General features: G+C 50.3%; 23 protein-coding genes. 17 read left to right on the top strand and 6 right to left on the bottom strand.

Annotated elements, in window-relative coordinates; all coding sequences use genetic code 11:
* Positions 1-37 precede the first annotated feature (37 nt).
* Positions 38-397, bottom strand: a complete 360-nt coding sequence (locus AXG56_RS12325) for a PilZ domain-containing protein (RefSeq protein ID WP_152413288.1) — start codon at positions 395-397, stop codon at positions 38-40.
* Positions 398-478: 81 nt separating this feature from the next.
* Positions 479-1,195 (bottom strand): HPP family protein, encoded by a 717-nt coding sequence (locus AXG56_RS12320; protein WP_008632413.1) that lies wholly within the window; start codon positions 1,193-1,195, stop codon positions 479-481.
* Between the two features lie 251 nt (positions 1,196-1,446).
* On the opposite strand from AXG56_RS12320, the gene AXG56_RS12315 reads away from it, so the two are divergent.
* The 3 genes from AXG56_RS12315 to AXG56_RS12310 all read left to right on the top strand — a co-directional run bounded on the left by AXG56_RS12315 (position 1,447) and on the right by AXG56_RS12310 (position 2,588).
* Positions 1,447-1,776: a helix-turn-helix domain-containing protein gene (locus AXG56_RS12315; RefSeq protein ID WP_008632415.1), complete on the top strand. Its 330-nt coding sequence runs from the start codon at positions 1,447-1,449 to the stop codon at positions 1,774-1,776.
* A gap of 339 nt (positions 1,777-2,115) precedes the next feature.
* Positions 2,116-2,286 (top strand): hypothetical protein, encoded by a 171-nt coding sequence (locus tag AXG56_RS19535; protein ID WP_161484927.1) that lies wholly within the window; start codon positions 2,116-2,118, stop codon positions 2,284-2,286.
* Between the two features lie 56 nt (positions 2,287-2,342).
* Complete coding sequence (locus AXG56_RS12310; protein WP_008632417.1) at positions 2,343-2,588, top strand: hypothetical protein; 246 nt, start codon at positions 2,343-2,345, stop codon at positions 2,586-2,588.
* 257 nt (positions 2,589-2,845) lie between these two features.
* Here AXG56_RS12310 and AXG56_RS12305 read toward each other — a convergent pair whose 3' ends face one another.
* From AXG56_RS12305 to AXG56_RS12295, 3 genes are read right to left on the bottom strand one after another with little or no spacing between them, the layout of a single operon-like run.
* Positions 2,846-3,139 (bottom strand): hypothetical protein, encoded by a 294-nt coding sequence (locus AXG56_RS12305; RefSeq protein ID WP_008632418.1) that lies wholly within the window; start codon positions 3,137-3,139, stop codon positions 2,846-2,848.
* Position 3,140: 1 nt separating this feature from the next.
* Positions 3,141-3,461 (bottom strand): hypothetical protein, encoded by a 321-nt coding sequence (locus AXG56_RS12300; RefSeq protein ID WP_008632419.1) that lies wholly within the window; start codon positions 3,459-3,461, stop codon positions 3,141-3,143.
* A gap of 4 nt (positions 3,462-3,465) precedes the next feature.
* Positions 3,466-3,660 carry a hypothetical protein gene (locus AXG56_RS12295; protein ID WP_008632420.1) on the bottom strand — a complete coding sequence of 65 codons (195 nt, stop codon included), beginning with the start codon at positions 3,658-3,660 and terminating at the stop codon, positions 3,466-3,468.
* A 43-nt stretch (positions 3,661-3,703) separates the two neighbouring features.
* Between AXG56_RS12295 and AXG56_RS12290 the strand changes: the two genes are divergently transcribed.
* Complete coding sequence (locus AXG56_RS12290; protein WP_008632421.1) at positions 3,704-4,162, top strand: Hsp20/alpha crystallin family protein; 459 nt, start codon at positions 3,704-3,706, stop codon at positions 4,160-4,162.
* On the opposite strand, the gene AXG56_RS12285 is transcribed toward AXG56_RS12290, so the two are convergent.
* Positions 4,156-4,590: an Hsp20/alpha crystallin family protein gene (locus AXG56_RS12285; protein WP_008632422.1), complete on the bottom strand. Its 435-nt coding sequence runs from the start codon at positions 4,588-4,590 to the stop codon at positions 4,156-4,158. The genes AXG56_RS12290 and AXG56_RS12285 overlap by 7 nt on opposite strands.
* Positions 4,591-4,949: 359 nt before the next feature.
* Between AXG56_RS12285 and AXG56_RS12280 the strand changes: the two genes are divergently transcribed.
* The 13 genes from AXG56_RS12280 to hutG all read left to right on the top strand — a co-directional run bounded on the left by AXG56_RS12280 (position 4,950) and on the right by hutG (position 19,461).
* A complete protein-coding gene (locus tag AXG56_RS12280; protein WP_008632423.1) occupies positions 4,950-6,257 on the top strand; it encodes an ABC transporter substrate-binding protein in 1,308 nt (435 codons plus the stop codon).
* A 163-nt stretch (positions 6,258-6,420) separates the two neighbouring features.
* Positions 6,421-7,281, top strand: a complete 861-nt coding sequence (locus AXG56_RS12275) for a carbohydrate ABC transporter permease (protein WP_008632424.1) — start codon at positions 6,421-6,423, stop codon at positions 7,279-7,281.
* Complete coding sequence (locus AXG56_RS12270; protein ID WP_026577881.1) at positions 7,281-8,105, top strand: carbohydrate ABC transporter permease; 825 nt, start codon at positions 7,281-7,283, stop codon at positions 8,103-8,105. The genes AXG56_RS12275 and AXG56_RS12270 overlap by 1 nt, the downstream gene beginning before the upstream one ends.
* Before the next feature lie 21 nt (positions 8,106-8,126).
* Positions 8,127-9,164: a LacI family DNA-binding transcriptional regulator gene (locus tag AXG56_RS12265; RefSeq protein WP_008632432.1), complete on the top strand. Its 1,038-nt coding sequence runs from the start codon at positions 8,127-8,129 to the stop codon at positions 9,162-9,164.
* Positions 9,165-9,189: 25 nt separating this feature from the next.
* Positions 9,190-9,909: a trehalose utilization protein ThuA gene (locus AXG56_RS12260; protein WP_008632434.1), complete on the top strand. Its 720-nt coding sequence runs from the start codon at positions 9,190-9,192 to the stop codon at positions 9,907-9,909.
* A 21-nt stretch (positions 9,910-9,930) separates the two neighbouring features.
* The gene (locus AXG56_RS12255; protein ID WP_008632441.1) at positions 9,931-10,971 is read left to right on the top strand and encodes a Gfo/Idh/MocA family protein; all 1,041 of its coding nucleotides are present in this window, start codon (positions 9,931-9,933) and stop codon (positions 10,969-10,971) included.
* On the top strand, positions 10,968-12,011 hold the full coding sequence (locus AXG56_RS12250; protein ID WP_062514846.1) for a Gfo/Idh/MocA family protein: 1,044 nt from the start codon (positions 10,968-10,970) through the stop codon (positions 12,009-12,011). The genes AXG56_RS12255 and AXG56_RS12250 overlap by 4 nt, the downstream gene beginning before the upstream one ends.
* Before the next feature lie 14 nt (positions 12,012-12,025).
* Entirely contained in the window at positions 12,026-12,994 is a 969-nt protein-coding gene (locus tag AXG56_RS12245) for a sugar phosphate isomerase/epimerase (RefSeq protein WP_062514844.1), read from the top strand.
* Between the two features lie 41 nt (positions 12,995-13,035).
* The gene (locus tag AXG56_RS12240; RefSeq protein ID WP_062514842.1) at positions 13,036-13,731 is read left to right on the top strand and encodes a YesL family protein; all 696 of its coding nucleotides are present in this window, start codon (positions 13,036-13,038) and stop codon (positions 13,729-13,731) included.
* 383 nt (positions 13,732-14,114) lie between these two features.
* Positions 14,115-15,677 carry a histidine ammonia-lyase gene (hutH, locus tag AXG56_RS12235; RefSeq protein ID WP_062514841.1) on the top strand — a complete coding sequence of 521 codons (1,563 nt, stop codon included), beginning with the start codon at positions 14,115-14,117 and terminating at the stop codon, positions 15,675-15,677.
* Complete coding sequence (hutU, locus tag AXG56_RS12230; RefSeq protein ID WP_062514840.1) at positions 15,589-17,295, top strand: urocanate hydratase; 1,707 nt, start codon at positions 15,589-15,591, stop codon at positions 17,293-17,295. Before hutH ends, hutU begins: the two co-directional genes overlap by 89 nt.
* Positions 17,295-18,545, top strand: coding sequence for an imidazolonepropionase (hutI, locus tag AXG56_RS12225; RefSeq protein WP_153017426.1), 1,251 nt, complete (start codon positions 17,295-17,297; stop codon positions 18,543-18,545). The genes hutU and hutI overlap by 1 nt, the downstream gene beginning before the upstream one ends.
* Positions 18,526-19,461, top strand: a complete 936-nt coding sequence (gene hutG, locus AXG56_RS12220) for a formimidoylglutamase (protein WP_062514838.1) — start codon at positions 18,526-18,528, stop codon at positions 19,459-19,461. The genes hutI and hutG overlap by 20 nt, the downstream gene beginning before the upstream one ends.
* Positions 19,462-19,499 lie beyond the last annotated feature (38 nt).

Below are 19,499 nucleotides of genomic sequence, written 5' to 3'. Positions count from 1 at the left end.
GCTGATCAGTAGGCGGTGGTCCTCCAGTTTTTTTGTTTTAAGGATGATGGATAATTGCTTCTGACATCGATTCCCCAAGTGTATGGATTATCTGTTTCAACGGTTCGGGATAGTCGAAGACGTGGACTCCGCAGGACATCTTCTTTTCTTCTTTCTGCAGCCAGATGACGCGCCCCTCGGCAATAAACGTGCGGTTTTGAATCATCATTGTCACAAGCAATTCGTCCTTCATCATCAAATCAGGATGAAGGGCGCTCGTGAAGCGTAAACCGTTAAGACTTATGTCATTCACTTCTAAAGGACCTGAAACTTGGCGGTTCCACTTCTTGTTATAAAAGCCTGGCAGAGGTGATTGGAAGGTGTAACGAAAGGGCTCGCTCCTACGTTCATGCATCATACCCCATCCCCTTTATGCTCCTTATTTATATAATCATATAATGTGGAGGGAAGAGGTTCAACGTTTTTGCAACATAATTTTTTAACCTTCCCCGCGCCGGTCCACCTTGATCAAGTCCCACGTTGTAACGATGCCCATCGGTAATTCGTTGGAGGACCCGGTTTCTGTGACAAGCACCGCTTTCAGTTTCCTGTCTTGATCGAGACTGTTCTCAAACCTCTCTTCCAAATCGAAAACAGTCCGGTCGGCTGCCAGGAATTCGACGTTCGCTTCTTTTTCATGCTGGAGGATGTCTGCGGCAGTCACCCCTTTCAGTGACAGGTGCTCATCGGCAGTGGCAGAAGCCATCCAGTGGAGAATCCCTTCATTGGTCAGCAGGCCGAGGAAGGAACGGTCTTTGGTATAGATAGGAAATTGGGAGATTCGGTGTTCGTCGAACGCTTCGACCAAGTGAATGAGCGTCGTATCTTCCTTGAAGTAGAGGACGGGACGAGTGGCGAACTGCAGCGCTTCCGGTGGTTGATCAAGCGTTCGTTTAATTTCCTGCAGCTTCCGTACGACGTCTTCGTGGGGACTGGCTATATAATAATCCCCGCTGATCCGTTCATGGACGATGGCGTTCCTCAACTTGGCATACTGCTTCAGCTGATCAAAATGGATACGGATGACGCTGTGTTTCAGCTTGGATCGCTGCAGCAGTTCGACGAAGTTGTCGTTTTTCGGGTAGCCGTTCAGCTCTTTTAAATGCTGATGAATCTGATTGAATGTGATTTCGAACTGTTCCACGGTATCATTCATGTCGCTCACCTTTCTCATCATTTAATCCTAGTATTGCATTTCTCGCTTCACTCATACTCATTTAAAGAACGTTTATAAAAAATTGCTTTATCATTTTTGTCATTTTCCGATATAAATAAATGGGGAATTCGATGTATACATAGAAATGAAAACCCTTTTTGAATTAGGCCGGGATATTTATTTTTCGTGCTTTAAATAGAACGGCCTGTCGTGTTGTGTTATACTCAAATTACATAGAAAGAGGTGAGAGTATGATCGGTGAGCGGATTAAGAAAATACGTAAAGACCGTCATATGTCGCTGTCTGAATTAGCCGAAAGAGCAGGGGTGGCGAAGTCGTACCTAAGTTCCATCGAGCGGAATATCCAAACGAATCCTTCCGTTCAGTTTCTGACAAAAATATCTCAGGAGTTGGGCGTTACCATTAATTTTCTTCTCCATGGGGAAGCGGAACCTCAGGATGAGAATCTGGATGAAGAATGGATGAACCTCGTTCAAGAAGCAATGAATTCAGGGATATCGAAAGATCAATTCAGGGAATACTTGGAGTTCAATAAGTGGAGGATCCACCAAAGTAAATAAATGCAGACTGCGTAGTCATGCCTTTCTTGAAGGGTCTAAAAAGTGCGCCGGGGTTCCGGCGCAGAAGGGTTTTTCTAAAAAGCTGCCGATCCCTTCCACACGTGGAAGCCTCATCTGACATGTTCGAATGCCACCCGGTTACGGGTGGCATTTTTTCGTGTATTAGAAAAAGGGGGATAATTGTCCTTTTATGTCTTGGTATACCTCTCTTTTTCTGAATCCGGCTGATGAAAAGCGAGAATACAGCGATTCAGGATTGTTAAACAGGGAAATGGCGTACTCGTGTTCAGGAGGCGAGAAGGGTAAAGTAGAGACACCCAGGAAAAAGGAGGAAGGGCCATGTTGATGGAAGACAGATTAAAAGCGCTCCAGGAAGCAAGTCGTATTTGCTGGAAGTGTAAGGCGGAACTGCGGGAAGAGGAGGTGATGACGGTCACGGACGGTCACTCGATCTCCATTGACTTCTGTTATCGCTGTTATGAACAACATAGGGGGAAGCGACATAGGTAAAGGCACATATCCCGGACGTGCGAATAGGATATCGGTATAAGGTGAGGTGAATTGAGATGCCAGTATCCGTTGTGTTCAATCAGATTGCCGTCAATGCGCTCAATGAGAACGGTACGATAACGACAGGTCAGAATAACCAGCCGGACTGGACGTGGCAGGGGAAGAACAACAATGCCGCGGGAATAACGGTCGGATTCTTTATTGCAGCAAACAATGTCAATACAATCTTTGATAACGATGTCACAGATAGTCCATTCTTCGTCCCTACAGCCAATAACCCTCAACCGAACGTTCAGTACTAAGGGGGAGATTTCATCGATATTCGTTTCGATTCCATTTATGTTAATCAGATCGAAGGGAATTCCGGGATTTTCGTCGGTCCCAACACCCAGAACGGCTGGAGTACCTATCGCAAGGAGAATGTCGGGCTGGGATCTGTGATCGGGGAAGGCAATATGATTACGTATAACATCAATGTCGTGCACGATGATGACCTCGTTGATATGCCGGTCTACAGTCCGTCCACGTCTTCCTCTCATAAACAAAACAAGGCAGGAGATCAACCCGAAGGCTGATTCTCCTCCATTTTATGTTTGATGAGGTCTGTGAGCCATTCAGGCATCTCTTGTTCTTTATCAGCCATCATCATGTCGAGGAGAGCGGAATCACTTAGAATGGAACGCAGCCCTTCCAGCGTATTTTCATCACCATGAACGGTTCCGAACCCCTGATTAAGCTTCTGATGATTCTCAAATCCGTTCGGGACGTTGTTGCCCATGTTCAAGCACGAGGCATTCTCAATCGCTCCGATCCGGATGTTTTGGATGAAGAAGTTTGGGGACAAAAAGGCCATGTCAGTCCTCCTTCGGTTTAAACGTTATTTTCATGCCGTCTTTCGTCGGCTTCGCTTCCGGTTTAGGGTCCTTTTTGACGTGGACACCAAAATTATTGCCCATGTTCAAAGCTCCGCTCAACTCTTTAATATCCAAGTTGTCCAGTTGAAAGGTCAGTTGCTCAAGCTTTGGATCGTGAATATCGACATGATCAATATGAAGGTGGTACTCCACGTGTTTCTCCTGAAGATGCTCGACGGTCTGGCGCAGACGCTGAAGCTCTTGCAGCAATTCCTTCAAATCGTTGGTGGGAGGAGGCGTTCGTTTACGAAAGAAAAACATAGCCTCAATCTCCCTGCGGCTTTTTGATGACAAGGTGTTTGTTGGATTGGAGGATGTTCCTGTCACCGACCACCTTGCCGTTTCCTTCCCATTTCTTCTGAGTGGAGCGGAATCCGGAAGGGATGTTCGTACCGGAATATATACCAGAGGCGTTGGAGATTTGATGGACGGATAATTGATCGAAAATGATGCGGCACATGTCGTCACCTCCTATCACTAATGTATGAAAGGAATAGTCAAGCATGAAAGACTTTATGAATTGGTTCCCGTCTTTTGGAAAACAAGGAGAAGGAAATCCATCGAATTCCCCTTTTGGGAACGGATTTCCGAATCAAATGATGGATATGTTCAAAATGAATGAATTCGTTCAAAAGCAGATGGAAGAAGCATTATCCCCCAATCCATTTATGCAGCAGCCAGCCGCCAAAGAAAAAGAGAAGGTCCCATACAAAGTGATCGAATTAGTCAATGAAGTCGTCGTCACGATCACCGTTCCTCTGGAAGTAGCTGTCGAGGAACTTCGGCTGACTGTAGGGAACGGAAAATTGTTTGTAGATGGAGTCGGTCAGGAACGCCTTGCAATTGCACTTCCCGCTCAGACGAGTCGGCGTAATATCCATGCCCAGTACCACGAGGGAATTGTCGAAGTGAGGCTGCCAAAACGTCACTCCGATGAAAAGGAAATATTCCTGCGCTATTGAGGGTCGAAATGGATGCGTACTTCGTTACTGTCCGCATGTTTGCGCAAGGTTATCACCATCAGGCCGTCGCTGTAGGCCGTTGTAATATCGTCAATGGAAAAGGGGAACGGAATCGGAATGATGCGCTTGAAACTGCCTTTCATCCGCTCGTCATGAATCAATTCCTCGACCGGAACAGGATAGGGAGGCGTGACGGTTCCTTTTACAATCAGGCGGGTGCCTTCCTGTGTCATCTGCACATGATCGTTCTTGGTCATACCGGGAAGTTCGATGACGAGCACCCCTTGATCTTTTGTTTGAAAAAAGTCATAGGAAGGACCTTTCTTCGGAATGACATGATGCATGTCGTTCCAAAAATCCTCTCCAAGTACTTTCTCCACATTTTCAGAAAACGCATCCCAATTGAGCTGCCCTTTTTTCTTTGTCATGAAACTCACCTCTTTCCATCAATTTATGAAGGATAAGGGACATTCATGCGAGGGAAGGATAAGGTATACGTGAAAGCGTTACCTATTTGGAGAATTATTTGAAAAATGTTGTTGTAATTGGTTTTTTTGCATGTTATGATTTACTCAACTTCATTAATCAATGAATTTATGCAAACGTATTCACATGCGCCATAGCAATATTTTTTACTCATTTTGTACAAGCTGATGAGTTTTTTACATGCCATTTGTGCAAACGTATGCACGGTCTGTTGCACGAAGGCATACCACGAAAGCTCTTTTTTTACATGTGATATGTAAGCGGATTCAAAGGTTAATAGGATGAATAAGGAGTGGATGAGATGAAAAGAAACAAATGGTCCGCGGGGATTGCTACAGCAGTACTCGCTTCGACGGTTGCCCTGGCTGGTTGTTCCTTCGGTTCCGGTGATGGAGATTCAGAATCAAGTGGAAACTCCGGAGATGCTGTTACAGTAGATGTTTTCCAATTCAAAGTGGAATTCAAAGATCAGTTTGAAGAATTGGTATCCATGTATGAGGAAGAGAATCCGGACGTCGATATCAATGTCAAGACAGTCGGTGGAGGAAACGATTATGGGGCCTCTCTGAAAACGTCCTTCTCCTCTGGTGAAGAACCGGACATCTTCAACGTCGGTGGTCCGACAGATGTCGATCAATATGAAAAATACTTAGCAGATCTATCTGATACGGAAGCTGCCAAAGCGGCGCTTGATGGAACGCTTTCCGGCGTATCCAGAAACGATCAGGTCCTCGGTCTTCCTTTCAACCAGGAAGGTTACGGCCTGCTTTACAACAAACAGGTGTTTGAAGATGCCGGGATCAAAGCAGAAGATATCAAGACACTGGATGACTTGGAAGAAGCAGTGAAGACGCTTGACTCCAAGAAAGGCGACCTTGGTATCGACGCACCATTCGCTTTCCCTGCGAAAGAGAAGTGGGTAATGGGTAACCACCTGGCGAACGCTTATCTTGCAGACGAATTCAATCATGATGTCATGGAAGCATATGAAGCTGATACGGTCGAATTCCAAATGGGCGATCAGATGAAGCGTTTCACAGACATTCAGAACGAGTATTCCATTCAACCTACATTGAGCCTCGACTATTCTCAACAGGTAGAAGAGAACTTCTCACTGGGTAAAGTAGCGATGATCCAGCAAGGTAACTGGGTGTACAACACCATCGAGTCCATGGATCCGGAATTCGCGGAAAACAATGTCGGTCTTCTTCCTATTCCTGTAGAAGGATATGAAGGAAGCATCCCTGTCGGCGTTCCTAACTACTGGGTTGTAAACAAAGAATCCGATGACGAAGTCGTGCAGGCGAGTAAAGACTTCCTTGATTGGATGTACACATCTGATGCAGGCAAGAAGTTCGTAACAGAAGAGTTCAAGTTCATCCCGGCATATGAAGGGTATGAAGATCAGAATATCGCTGATCCGATTTCTCAGGAAATCTACAACTATGCTAATGAAGGCAACACGCTTGGATGGGTCTTCCTTGGTGCTCCTACGAGCTGGACAGAAAACGCACTTGGTGTAGCGATGCAGGAATATATCGCAGGCGACATCGAGTGGGAAGAGGTAGAAGAGAAAGCTACGAAAGCTTGGGAAGACGCCCGCCAATAACGGTCGTACCTTATAGGGTCGGCAGGAGCAGCTCGCTCCTGCCGGCATTATAAAATATCCCCTCTATTAGGATATTTATAAGGTAAGTATGTTAATAGACGGGATGTTTTATTTAAAGGCAGATATGAAATCGTTATCATAATAAGCATTGGAGGAGTTCTACATGCAGAACCGCAGTTTGTCCTTCTGGCTGTTCCTCACCCCCGTCATCCTCGGGTTGGGAATCGTCGTCGTCATTCCTTTCATCTATGGTCTTTTCTACTCGTTCACCGATTGGGACGGAATATCAGCGACCCAGTTCCTCGGTCTTGAAAACTATATCAATCTATTCCAGGAGCAGGAATTCGTAGATTCCATCTGGTTTACAGTACAATTCGCAGTCGTCACCGTCATTTTATTAAACGTGATGGGTCTCGGGCTTGCGCTTCTTGTCACAAGAAAAATCCGGTCCGGAAACCTGCTTCGTACGGTTTTCTTCATGCCTAACTTGATCGGCGGATTGATTCTCGGGTTCATCTGGCAGTTCATATTCATCAGCGTGTTCGGAGATGTCGCCAACCTGACCGGTATCGAAGGCCTGAACGGCTGGCTTTCCACGAAGGGCACCGGTTTCTGGGGGCTTGTCATTTTAACAGCCTGGCAGATGGCCGGCTATATCATGATCATCTATATCGCATACTTAGAAAACATTCCGAAAGAACTGATCGAAGCAGCGAAGATCGACGGTGCGAGCAGCTTCCAGCGCTTCAAGAACATCACGTTCCCACTTGTCGCACCAGCTTTCACGGTCAGTATGTTCCTGACATTGTCGATGGCATTCAAAATTTATGACCAGAACTTGTCGTTGACGAACGGCGGGCCGTTCAACTCGACACAGATGGTAGCAATGGAAATCGTCAACACAGCATTCCAGGATAACGATATGGCCTACGCACAGGCGAAAGCCGTCATCTTCTTCCTGATTGTCGCGGTTATTGCGTTGAGCCAAGTGTATTACAACAAGAAGCGGGAGGTGGAGATGTAATGAAGCGAAATAAAGAAAGAAGAAATTTAATTTCCATTGAAGTCCTCGGCCTTCTGCTCGGCTTGATTTGGATTGCACCGTTTTACTTGATGATCGTCAATGCGTTTAAAACAAAACGGGGCATCTTTGAAGGTGTCCTCGGTCTTCCTGACGAATTCGTTTTCTCAAACTTTGTGGAAGCGTTCATCGATCTGGAATTTCTAAAGTCGTTGTTCAACTCGTTGATGATCACGGGCTTAAGCATTGCGATCATCATCCTGTTCTCTTCCATGGCCGGCTACGCGCTAGCCCGGAATAAAAGCAAGCTCAGCGGCATCATCTTCTTCGTGTTTGTAGCGGCAATGCTGATTCCGTTCCAGTCTGTCATGATTCCGCTTGTTTCGATTTTCGGACAGGCAGACATGCTGAACGCCGGCGGTTTGATCTTTATGTATCTCGGATTCGGATGCAGCCTGTCGATCTTCTTGTATCACGGAGCAATGACGGGTGTATCTACATCCATGGATGAAGCAGCCATCATCGATGGAGCGAACCGCTTCCAGCTATTCTGGCACATCATCTTCCCGCTGCTTAAACCGATTTCCGTAACAGTCGCGATCTTGAACGTCATCTGGATTTGGAACGATTACCTCCTTCCATCTCTTGTCTTGAATGAGTCGAATGCGACGATCCCGTTGAAGATGTTCTATTTCTTCGGACAATATACGAAGCAGTGGCACCTGGCGCTTGCAGGATTGACAATTGCCATCCTGCCGGTCATCATCGGCTACTTCTTCGCTCAGAAGCAAATCATTGCCGGTGTTTCAGAAGGTGCCGTCAAATAATCAGCAGGGGAGTAGATGGGTATGTCCGTAACGATAAAAGATGTAGCGAAGAAGGCGAACGTGGCTCCCTCTACTGTTTCCCGCGTTATTTCAGACAGTCCGCGTATCAGTGAGAAGACGAAGCGGAAGGTAAGGAAAGTAATGGAGGAGCTCGGCTATCATTTGAATTACAACGGCCGGGTCCTTGTCAGTCAGTCCACCCAGACAATCGGCATCGTAACGAAGGTATCCTCGATCCACTCCTTCGACAACCCGTTTTTTTCGGAATTGTTGAGAGGGATCAGCGATGCCTGTCATGATAGTGACTACAGTATTTACTTAACGACGGGAAACACAGAAGAAGCTATTTATAAAGAAGTCGTCAAGATGGTCCAGGGAAAGCGTGTCGACGGCTGTATCGTCCTTTATTCCCGCGAGGATGACAAGGTTGTCCCGTATTTAAGGGAATGCGAATTTCCTTTCGTCATGATCGGCAAACCGGTCGATTCTCCGGGAGACACCCTCTATGTCGATAATGACAACGTACAGGCGAGTAAAGATGCGACGAACCATCTGATCAAGCTCGGCCATGAGAAGCTCGGTTTCATCGGCGGCGACGCACAGTACGAAGTAGCCCGGGATCGTCTGCAAGGATTTAAGCAGGCGCTTCAGGCGAACGGACTGGATGAAACGGCGCACATCTGGAAGAACATCCAGGCGGATCAGTCGGGAGCGGAAGAAGTGGCTGCTGCATTGACGGCTCTCTCCGACCCGCCGACGGGACTCGTGATCACGGACGACTACAATGCCATGATGGTCATGCGTGAATTGACGACCAAAGGCTGGAAGCTGCCGGAGCAGATGAGTGTGATCGGATTTAACAACACGATGATCGCCCGGCTCTCCAGCCCTCCGCTGACGACGGTTGATACCCAGTCGTTCCAGCTCGGCCATGAATCGGCACGCAACCTTATTGAATGGTTGAAACATCCGGACAGAATCAAGAAGAGCGTCATTATTCCGACGATCATTATCGAACGCGAATCCTGCAGCAGGAAATCGCCGATCCGTCCGTCTTAACTATAAAAAGAAAAGGGGAATGAACATGAACGTCCTAGTATGGAACGAATACCGTCATGAAAAAGAAAGCGAGATCGTCCGCGATATTTATCCGGAAGGAATCCACGGTGCGATTGCCGAATTTTTGGAAGAGGAAAACGTAACCGTTCGTACAGCAACTCTGGATGAGGAAGAACACGGGTTGACCGACGACGTGCTGGATGGAACCGATGTCCTCGTCTGGTGGGGACACAAGGCGCACGATGAAGTAGAGGATCATATCGCAGAGAAAGTGAAGCAGCGGGTATTGGACGGTATGGGTCTGGTCGTGCTTCATTCCGGTCACTTCTCCAAGCCGTTCAAGAAACTGATGGGAACGTCCTGTGATCTGAAGTGGCGCGAAGCCGATGATAAGGAACGGATCTGGGTCGTCGATCCATCCCACCCGATTACAGAAGGAATCGGAGAGTATATCGAGCTTGAGAGAGAAGAGATGTACGGGGAACACTTCGACATTCCGACCCCGGATGAACTGATTTTCGTCAGCTGGTTTGAAGGCGGAGAGGTATTCCGAAGTGGAGCGACCTTCCGACGCGGCAAAGGGAAAGTCTTCTACTTCCGCCCGGGACATGAAACGTACCCGACTTATCATAATAAAGAGATCCAGCACGTGATCAAGAATGGTGTGAAATGGGCCCGTCAAACGGAAACGCCGACACCTGTATATGGAAACGCACAGCCACTCGAAAAGATTGCGCCGAAATAAACAATAAAGGAGCCTGATATCATGTCTACATTGAAAATTGCCGTCATCGGCTGTGGAAGCATCGCTCAGCACCGTCACCTCCCGGAATACAACAATAATCCAAATGCAGAAATCACGGCTGTCTGCGATATTGTCGAAGCCCGTGCCGAGGAAATTGCAGCTGAATACGGAGCGAAAGCGTATACGAGCTATGAAGAATTGTTGGAGAAAGAATCCGTAGATGCTGTCAGCGTCTGTCTGCCGAACTACCTCCACGCACCTGTTTCCATCGCAGCACTGAATGCAGGCTGCCACGTCCTATGCGAGAAACCGATGGCGACGTCGAAAGAAGAAGGTGAAGCGATGATCGCAGCTGCTGAAAAAGCAGGAAAGAAATTGATGATCGGCCACAACCAGCGCTTCGTACCTTCTCATGAAAAGGCGAAAGAACTGCTTGCAGCAGGTTCCATCGGAAAAGTATACAGCTTCCGTACGGCATTCGGTCATGGCGGACCGGAAGGCTGGAGTGCAGAAGGGAAAGACAGCTGGTTCTTCAAGAAAGAAGAGGCGTTCATCGGAGCGATGGGAGACCTTGGTGTACATAAGGCAGACCTGATGCGCTACGTGCTGGGGGAAGAGTTCACGAACGTTGCCGGCTTCATCGAAAGCAGTGCGAAAGAAAACAGCACGGTGGATGATAATGCCGTCTGCATCCTCCGTTCTGAATCAGGTATTGTCGGTACAATGGCTGCGAGCTGGGCATACAACCCGAAGGAAGACAATTCGACGGTCATCTACGGATCAGAAGGAACGCTTCGCTTAGAAGATGATCCGACGTATTCTTTGATTGCCAACTACAACAACGGGGACACCGTCCGTTACGAGCTTGGAAAAATCCAGTCCAACGATGAGGGTGGACAAAGCAATTCTCACGTGATCGATCATTTCCTTGACAGCATTATTAATAAGAAAGATCCGTTGATCACCGGAGAAGAAGGACTGAAGTCACTGGAAGTCATTCTGGGAGCGCTTCGTTCCAGTGAAACAGGTCAAATTGCAAGCTTGGAGAAAGTCACGAAATGACCCGTCTCCGTATAGGTTTGATTGGAGTAGGGGGAATTGCCCAAGGGAGGCATATTCCCTCTTTCCTTGAATTACAGGAGGATGTCATCCTGCATGCTGTCCAGGATGTGAATGAACAAAGAGCGAAGGAAGTAGCAGAAACACACGGCATTCCGCACGTATATGAAGATTATCCTGCGATGTTTCAGGATATCGACGCCGTTATCATCTGTACACCGAATAAATTTCACGCCGAGATTGCGGTTGCGGCATTGGAAGCGGGCGTGCACGTCTTGTGCGAGAAGCCGATGGCGATTACGACAGAGGAATGCGAAAGAATGATCGAAGCGGCAGAGAAAAATGACCGCCTTTTGTCGATTGCGTATCATTATCGTTTCACTCCGGAGGCGAAACTTGCGAAAAACGCCATCCTTGAGAAAGAGATTGGTGATCCGCTTGTGACCCGTGTCCAGGCGATGCGGCGGAGAAAAGTCCCGGGATGGGGCGTCTTTACGAATAAAGAGCTGCAGGGGGGAGGCAGTTTGATTGATTTCGGCTGCCATCTTCTCGACCTTGCTCTCTGGCTGCTGGATGATCCGGAGCCTGTAGAAGTGATGGGACGTGCCTATGACCGGCTGAGTAAGACGCCGGGGCAGGTGAATGACTGGGGAACGTTTGATCATGAAACGTTCAACGTCGATGATCATGTGACCAGTTATATCACGTTTGCGGATGGTTCTTCCATGCAGTTCGAATGCTCCTGGGCAGCGAATATCAAAGAAGACCATACATCGCTTTCTATATCCGGAGTCGATGGAGGACTCAGCGTTTATCCGCTGGAGCTTTATCAGGCGAAGTTTGGTGCTCTGGTCGATAGTACGATGAAAATAAACGAAGGATACCCGGAGCCGGGCGTGGCCCAGGCAAGGAACTTCGTGGACAGCTGTCTGGGGCGTACAGAGCTTGTCGTTCAGCCTGAACAGGCGCTTAAAGTGACGCAATTGATGGAAGCGATCTACGAAAGCAGTCGGACCGGTTCCAGTGTGAAAATAAATCAATAATGGAGGAATGAGCGATGAAACTAGGCGTATTTACGGTATTATTCTCTGATAAATCGTTTGAAGAAATGCTTGACCATGCAAAAGAATCCGGATTGAAAGCGGTGGAAATCGGAACAGGCGGTTATCCGGGTAACGCTCACTGTGACGTCGATGTTCTTCTTGAGAGTGAAGAGAAGCGGAAGGAATACTTGGCGAAGGTGGAGGATCGTGGTCTGACCATCAGTGCCTTCAGCTGTCACGGCAACCCGATTTCTCCGGATAAAGCTTTCGCTGATCAATGCCACGAAACGTTCGTCAAGACGGTGAAGCTCGCCGGATTAATGGGAGTCCCTGTCGTCAACACGTTCTCCGGAACCCCTGGTGGAAGTGAACAGGATACGGCGCCGAACTGGCCTGTCACACCTTGGCCGCCGGAATACTCCGATATTCTGGAGTGGCAGTGGACGGAAAAACTGATTCCGTACTGGAAGGAACAAGCGAAGCTTGCCGAGGAGAACGGGGTCAAGATCGGACTCGAGCTTCATGCCGGATTCCTCGTTCATACGCCTTACACGATGCTGAAGCTTCGCGAAGCGGCAGGGGAGGCGATCGGAGCCAATCTCGATCCGAGTCACTTATGGTGGCAGGGCATCGATCCGGTCGCGGCCATTAAGATACTTGGAAAAGAGAATGCCATCCATCACTTCCATGCGAAGGATACGTATATCGACCAGGAAAATGTAAACATGTACGGGTTGACCGACATGCAGAATTACGCAGCCGTCCAGACGCGGGCTTGGAGTTTCCGTTCCGTCGGCTACGGCCACAGTGTCAAGGAATGGTCGGATATTATCAGTGCACTAAGGACGTTCGGATACGATCATGCCGTCAGCATCGAGCATGAGGATCCGATCATGTCGATTGATGAAGGTTTCCGCCAGGCCGTGAAGAATTTGAAGTCCGTCTTGATAGAAGAACAGCCGGCCGATATGTGGTGGGCGTAAACAGCACGTACAGTCTGTAAGGGAAAGAAAGGGGAATGGATATGGATCGGATGAAGGGAATCAGGGGTGGCTTATACGCGGTCAGTGAGTGGATCTCCAAGTTTGCGCTGACGAATCTGCTGTGGACATTGTTCAATTTGCCGGTCGTGTTGATTTTGTTAAGCATCCTCGGCATTGGGGAGAGGGGACAACTCTGGTATCTGCTGCCGCCGCTCGTCTTACTTCTTCCGATCGTCTTCTTCCCGGCGACGACCGCTCTGTTCGCGAAAGCACGGGAATGGGTGCGGAAGGAGGAGAAACACGGCAGGGAATACAGCTATTGGTACTATTACAAAGAAAACTACGTTGGAAGCGTGAAGGTTGGAGCACTGCTGACTTTTCTCTGGGTGGTTGTCGCAGCAGATGTGTATTATTTCTCTGGGACGAATCCGTTAATGATGAACGCCTTCCTCGTCTCGAGCATCATCCTTTTTGTTTATACCATCAACGTATTTTCGGCCATGGTGCATTACGACCTTAAGGTGGGTGGTGTGCTGAAACAGGCGTTCTTCCTGACGTTCTCGAGTCCGGTGTTGTTCCTCGCCGTTGCAGTGACGGCCGGTTTCATTCTGATGGTCAGTCTTTATATCTTCCCGTTGATTCTTCCAATTTTCACGGGATCGATTCTTTCTTTCCTCGCTTTTTCTGCCTTTTATCGTCTTGTGCTGAAATGGCAGGAGAAAACGGAAGCAGCTTAACCGGAAGCCTTTGGTTTCCGGTTTTTTGTTGTTTTCATTTAAGTGGGAGGGACGGACTGGAGGATATGGGACGCTTTCTGCGCGAAAATATCCTTCCACAATAGCAGCAGGTTAAGACAGAAAGGTTTTTGGGGGAGTGTTCTTCGGAAAGGAAGGTGTTTTTTACGTGGAGCCTCCACATCTTACATTCAAGCCATCTCACTGATTTATCTCTCAGTAGGAAATGATGTTAAGGAAAAGCTGCCTTGGTGGTATGAGCTGTAGAAAGGGCGCATATAGATGAGAGTGAGTGGTCTATGACTCCTATTATGGAGGTGACAGTGGTGTGAGTTCTGCCATTGTCACCTCTTTTTTCGCCGCAGGCACAGGCAGGAGGGGGATCGATGGTCGAATTGAACGGAAGGACGTTGACTATCAGTCAAATACGGTCGATATGTTACCAAAACGCGCCGGTTTCTTTGAATGAGATGAGTCTGGAGAAGGTCCGGGCGAGCCGGCGGGTGGTCGAGGAGATTGTGAAGAAGGGCAGCATCGTATATGGCATTAATACAGGGTTCGGGAAACTGAGTGATGTCCGGGTAGCAGCGGCGGATGTCGATCAACTGCAGCAGCATTTGATCCGATCGCATGCCTGCGGTGTCGGGGATCCTTTTCCGGAAATCGTGAGCAGGGCAATGATCGTGCTGCGTCTCAATGCGCTCTTGAAAGGCGTGTCCGGGGTACGGGAAGAAGTCGTATGCCGGCTGCGCGATTTGATCAATAAGGGCATCCATCCGGTGATTCCATCACAGGGATCGCTCGGGGCGTCCGGTGATTTGGCGCCGCTTGCTCATCTTGCACTTGTTTTGATGGGAGAAGGTTGGGTCAACTATCGGGGGGAAGTACTTCCGGCAGAAGATGTGTATGCGCGACTTGGCATGGAGCCGATCCAATTGAAAGCGAAAGAAGGACTTGCGTTGATCAACGGTACGCAGGCGATGACGGCGGTCGGGGTCATCCAGTTCATCGAATCGGAACGGCTCGCTCTGCAGTGTGACTGGATCAGCAGCATGACGATGCAGGCGTTGGAAGGGGTTCGTGATGCGTTCCATCCGAGCATCCACGCGGCGCGCGGGTATCCGGAACAAGAGGAGGTGGCGGAGCGGATCAGGCACTTGATCCACGGCAGTCAGCTTGTTACGTACCAAGGAGAGAAGCGGGTGCAGGATGCGTATTCGATCCGCTGTATTCCGCAAGTCCACGGAGCGTCCTGGCAGGCTCTCCGCTACGTGGAAGACAAGCTGACGATCGAGATGAACGCTGCAACGGATAATCCATTGCTGCTGGAAGACGGAAGGGTTGTCGTCTCCGGGGGGAATTTTCACGGTCAGCCGATTGCGCTGGCGATGGACTTTATGAAAATCGCGATCGCTGAATTTGCAAGCATTTCCGAACGTCGGGTCGAGCGGCTCGTCAATCCGCAGTTGAACGATCTTCCCCCTTTTTTAAGCAGAGATCCTGGGCTTCAGTCAGGTGCCATGATCCTGCAATATGTGGCGGCGTCTCTCGTTTCGGAGAATAAAACGTTTGCCCATCCGGCGAGCGTCGATTCGATCCCGTCCTCTGCGAATCAGGAGGACCATGTCAGTATGGGAACGATCGCCGCCCGCCATGCCGCTGAGATTGTCAGAAATACGTACAAGGTGCTGGCGATCGAGCTGATCTGCAGCATGCAGGCGCTGGAGTACCGGGGAGTGGAGAAGGTCTCTCCGAAGACGGCGGCTTTGTATGAAGCAGGGCGAAAGGTCGTGCCGAGCATGACAGAGGACCGAGTTTTTGCGGAGGATATCGAACGGGCGGCGGCGTGGCTGCAGACGGATGTGTTTGGTTGGAAGAAATGGAGAGAAGGGGGAGATCCCAGTGGCGGAAGCGAGGAAGGTACGCGCCAAGACGGGGAGAGGTCTTGAGTGTAAAGGATGGGAGCAGGAAGCGGTGCTGCGGATGCTCTGCAATAATCTTGATCCGGACGTCGCCGAGCGGCCGGAGGATTTAGTCGTATACGGCGGCATCGGCAAGGCGGCCAGGAATTGGGAGGCGTTTGATGCCATCGTTTCGACGTTGAAGCGTCTGGAAAAGGATGAAACGATGCTTGTTCAGTCCGGTAAACCGGTCGGAGTTTTCCGGACCCACGAACAGGCGCCGCGTGTGCTGCTTGCCAATTCGGTCCTTGTCCCGAAATGGGCGGATTGGGATACGTTTCATGAGCTTGACCGGAAAGGATTGATGATGTACGGCCAAATGACGGCCGGGAGCTGGATCTATATCGGCTCGCAGGGCATTCTGCAAGGGACATATGAAACGTTCGCGTCGCTGGCTGAACAGCACTTCGGAGGATCGCTTCAAGGAACAATTACGTGGACGGCCGGCCTTGGCGGCATGGGGGGCGCACAGCCGCTCGCAGTGACGATGAACGGCGGAGTCGTCGTCGCGGTCGAAGTGGACGAAACCCGGATCGATAAACGGATTGCGACAGGATACTGTGACCGGAAAACGGCGTCGCTTACAGAGGCGTTAAAATGGGCGGAGGAAGCAAAGCGTGCCGGGCGCCCGCTGTCGATTGCGCTCCTCGCAAATGCTGCAGATGTCTATCCATCTTTGATTAATAGAAAGGAAGAAATCGATATTTTGACAGACCAGACCTCGGCACATGACCCGTTGAACGGATACATACCGAAGGGGTGGAGTCTGGAGAAGGCGGCGGAATTGAGAAAGGAAGACCCGGAGCGCTATGTGGAGCTTTCCTCCCGGTCGATGGCCGATCACGTCACGTCGATGCTTCATTTTCAAAAAGAGGGGACGATCGTGTTCGACTACGGCAACAATATCCGGCAGGTCGCCTATGATCAAGGAGTTAAGGATGCTTTTGCCTTCCCGGGATTCGTCCCTGCCTATATCCGGCCGCTGTTCTGTGAGGGGAAAGGACCGTTCCGCTGGGCGGCGCTCTCCGGGGATCCGGCAGATATCAAACGGACGGATGATCTTTTGAAAGAATTGTTCCCGAACGATGAAAAACTGCTGCGTTGGATCCGGATGGCAGAAGAGAAGGTCCACTTCCAAGGCCTCCCGTCGAGAATCTGCTGGCTGGGCTACGGGGAGCGGATGAAGATGGGGCTTGCAATCAACGAACTCGTACGGAAAGGGGAGCTGCGCGCACCGGTCGTAATCGGCAGGGATCATCTGGACTGCGGCTCGGTCGCCTCTCCCAACAGGGAAACAGAAGCGATGATCGACGGCAGCGATGCGGTGGGGGACTGGGCGGTACTCAATGCACTCCTTAATACGGCTGCCGGTGCTTCGTGGGTGTCCTTCCACCACGGTGGTGGTGTCGGCATGGGATATTCCCTGCATGCCGGAATGGTCGCCGTCGCTGATGGATCGCAGCTTGCAGAAGAGCGCCTCCGACGGGTGCTTACGACGGACCCCGGCATGGGCATCATCCGGCACGCTGACGCAGGATATGAGAAAGCGGTGGCAGAAGCGAAACGGCACGGCATCGATATTCCTATGAAGAAGGAGGAGACGTAATGTTGGATCTCGTGATCGACCGGATTGGTGAGCTGATCCTGCCGGAAAAGGGACCGCTGAAGGGCGAAGCAATGGCTGAGCTGCCCGTTCGGCGGAACGCGGCCCTCGGCATTCAGAACGGCAAGGTCACGTGGATTGGGAATCAGGGCGAAGCGGCCCCGGCACGTACCTATGTCGATGCTCGTCATCAGGTGGTTTCCCCCGGACTTATCGACCCCCACACCCACCTTGTTTTCGGAGGTTCCCGGGAACAGGAACTCCCGTTGAAGCAGGCGGGCATGCCGTATTTGGAAATCTTGAAACGGGGCGGCGGTATCCTTGCGACCGTCGAGAAAACGAGGCTTGCGACTGAGACTGGACTCTATGAAAAAGGGAAAGCGACGCTTGCGAGAATGGCGGCTCACGGAGTGACGGCGGTGGAGGCAAAAAGCGGCTACGGCCTTGATCGGGAAACGGAACGGAAGCAGCTCCGCGTCATCAAACGGCTCGGGGAGGAAGGGATGCTGACAGTGGTTCCGACCTTCCTTGGTCCACATGCGATTCCTGACAGCATGGCCCCGGACGTCTTTTTACAGGACATGATCGATCTGCTTTCTGATATCAAGAACGAGAGCCTTGCCCGCTTTACGGATATCTTCTGTGAGACGGGCGTGTTCACGGTCGATCAGTCGCGTCGGTTTATGGAAGCATCGAAGAAACTCGGCTTCCCTGTCAAAATTCACGCCGATGAGATCGACGCGCTTGGCGGTACAGAGCTTGCTGTTGAACTGGAAGCGGTATCGGCGGATCATCTCGTCGCTGCGACGGAGGTTGGAATGGAAAAGCTTGCCGCCGGCCGGACGATTGCTGTGCTTCTTCCGGGCACGACCTTCTACTTAGGGAAAGATGCGTATGCCGATGCACGGAGGATGCTCGGGAAAGGGGCCGCCGTTGCCCTTGCGACCGACTTCAATCCTGGAAGCTGTGTCACCGAGAACCTGCAGCTCATCATGTCGCTTGCTGCGTTGAAGCTGAAGATGACAGCGGAGGAAATCTGGAATGCGGTGACGACGAACGCGGCCTGCGCCATCGGATTGGAAAACACGGCCGGCCGCATTGAAATCGGAGCGGCCGCTGATCTCGTACTTTGGGACATTCCGAACTACACGTACCTTCCCTATCATTACGGCGTGAACCATGCCCGTTCGGTTTGGAAGGACGGCCGGAACATTTGGGAAAAGAGGGATGCCGATGTCTTTCCGTTACGTTAAACCGGCAGGGGAAGCAGTTTTCAAAGACAGCCTGACGACGAAGATGGAGGACCGCATCGTTCCGTACCGCCAAGGAAAGGGGGCGGAAGCAGGGATCATCGGCCTGCCTTTGTCGAAGTCCTCGATTTCCCCGTCGACGGCATCGGAAGCGCCGGCTGCAATCAGGAAGGCGTTCCGGTCTTTGACCACTTACGCCTCCGGAAAAGGGGATTATGCAGGAACGATTCTCGATTTCGGCGATGTCCTCATGCATCCGACGGATATCGATGAGAATATTGCCAGGCTGAAAGAAAGCATCCGGGACATGTTGAAACAGGAGGCGTGTCATCGCTACATTATTCTCGGTGGGGATCACGGCATCAGCTACCCTTCGATCGCTGCCTTTCAGGAAAAATACGGCACGATCGGCGTGCTGCAGTGGGACGCCCATCACGATCTGCGTAACCTGGAGGACGGCGGACGAACAAACGGGACACCTTTTCGCAGTTTGCTGGAAGCAGGTATTCTGAAGGGTGAGCATCTAGTACAGATCGGTATCCGGGACTACTGTAACGCAGGAGCGTATGCGGAATATGGCGAAGAGAAAGGTGTACACGTGTACACGATGGAGGAAGTGGAACGGCAGGGCATCACGACGATTCTTCAGAAGGAAATAGCCCGGTTGAAAAAAGTGACGGACGCCGTCTATTTATCTGTCGATATGGATGTGGTCGACCAGGCCTTCGCACCGGGTTGCCCGGCAGCCGGACCGGGGGGAATAACATCGCGGGAGCTTATTTCAAGCATAGCGGCAGCCGCGGCAGATCCTTCGGTTAAAGCGATGGATCTTGTAGAAAACGATCCATCTAAGGATATCCGTGACATGACAAGTCGTTTGGCTGCCTATGCGATGATGACGTTCCTCCATGCGAAATAGATAGGCAGTCGACGATCGATGTGGTAAAGTATGGATAT

The sequence above is a fragment of the Halobacillus sp. KGW1 genome (genome assembly GCF_001592845.1).
GTDB lineage: Bacteria > Bacillota > Bacilli > Bacillales > Halobacillaceae > Halobacillus.
This window is presented reverse-complemented; position numbering and strand designations above follow the sequence as displayed.

Coding starts and splice junctions, on each gene's coding strand:
- AXG56_RS12245 (WP_062514844.1), top strand. CDS start 12,026: ATGAAACTAGGCGTATTTACGGTATTATTCTCTGATAAATCGTTTGAA.
- AXG56_RS12310 (WP_008632417.1), top strand. CDS start 2,343: ATGCCAGTATCCGTTGTGTTCAATCAGATTGCCGTCAATGCGCTCAAT.
- hutU (WP_062514840.1), top strand. CDS start 15,589: ATGTGTTTGGTTGGAAGAAATGGAGAGAAGGGGGAGATCCCAGTGGCG.
- AXG56_RS12240 (WP_062514842.1), top strand. CDS start 13,036: ATGGATCGGATGAAGGGAATCAGGGGTGGCTTATACGCGGTCAGTGAG.
- AXG56_RS12305 (WP_008632418.1), bottom strand. CDS start 3,139: ATGGCCTTTTTGTCCCCAAACTTCTTCATCCAAAACATCCGGATCGGA.
- hutG (WP_062514838.1), top strand. CDS start 18,526: ATGTCTTTCCGTTACGTTAAACCGGCAGGGGAAGCAGTTTTCAAAGAC.
- AXG56_RS19535 (WP_161484927.1), top strand. CDS start 2,116: ATGTTGATGGAAGACAGATTAAAAGCGCTCCAGGAAGCAAGTCGTATT.
- AXG56_RS12255 (WP_008632441.1), top strand. CDS start 9,931: ATGTCTACATTGAAAATTGCCGTCATCGGCTGTGGAAGCATCGCTCAG.
- AXG56_RS12325 (WP_152413288.1), bottom strand. CDS start 397: ATGATGCATGAACGTAGGAGCGAGCCCTTTCGTTACACCTTCCAATCA.
- AXG56_RS12320 (WP_008632413.1), bottom strand. CDS start 1,195: ATGAATGATACCGTGGAACAGTTCGAAATCACATTCAATCAGATTCAT.
- AXG56_RS12315 (WP_008632415.1), top strand. CDS start 1,447: ATGATCGGTGAGCGGATTAAGAAAATACGTAAAGACCGTCATATGTCG.
- AXG56_RS12295 (WP_008632420.1), bottom strand. CDS start 3,660: ATGTGCCGCATCATTTTCGATCAATTATCCGTCCATCAAATCTCCAAC.
- hutH (WP_062514841.1), top strand. CDS start 14,115: ATGGTCGAATTGAACGGAAGGACGTTGACTATCAGTCAAATACGGTCG.
- AXG56_RS12280 (WP_008632423.1), top strand. CDS start 4,950: ATGAAAAGAAACAAATGGTCCGCGGGGATTGCTACAGCAGTACTCGCT.
- AXG56_RS12300 (WP_008632419.1), bottom strand. CDS start 3,461: ATGTTTTTCTTTCGTAAACGAACGCCTCCTCCCACCAACGATTTGAAG.
- AXG56_RS12265 (WP_008632432.1), top strand. CDS start 8,127: ATGTCCGTAACGATAAAAGATGTAGCGAAGAAGGCGAACGTGGCTCCC.
- AXG56_RS12290 (WP_008632421.1), top strand. CDS start 3,704: ATGAAAGACTTTATGAATTGGTTCCCGTCTTTTGGAAAACAAGGAGAA.
- AXG56_RS12275 (WP_008632424.1), top strand. CDS start 6,421: ATGCAGAACCGCAGTTTGTCCTTCTGGCTGTTCCTCACCCCCGTCATC.
- AXG56_RS12285 (WP_008632422.1), bottom strand. CDS start 4,590: ATGACAAAGAAAAAAGGGCAGCTCAATTGGGATGCGTTTTCTGAAAAT.
- AXG56_RS12250 (WP_062514846.1), top strand. CDS start 10,968: ATGACCCGTCTCCGTATAGGTTTGATTGGAGTAGGGGGAATTGCCCAA.
- AXG56_RS12270 (WP_026577881.1), top strand. CDS start 7,281: ATGAAGCGAAATAAAGAAAGAAGAAATTTAATTTCCATTGAAGTCCTC.
- hutI (WP_153017426.1), top strand. CDS start 17,295: ATGTTGGATCTCGTGATCGACCGGATTGGTGAGCTGATCCTGCCGGAA.
- AXG56_RS12260 (WP_008632434.1), top strand. CDS start 9,190: ATGAACGTCCTAGTATGGAACGAATACCGTCATGAAAAAGAAAGCGAG.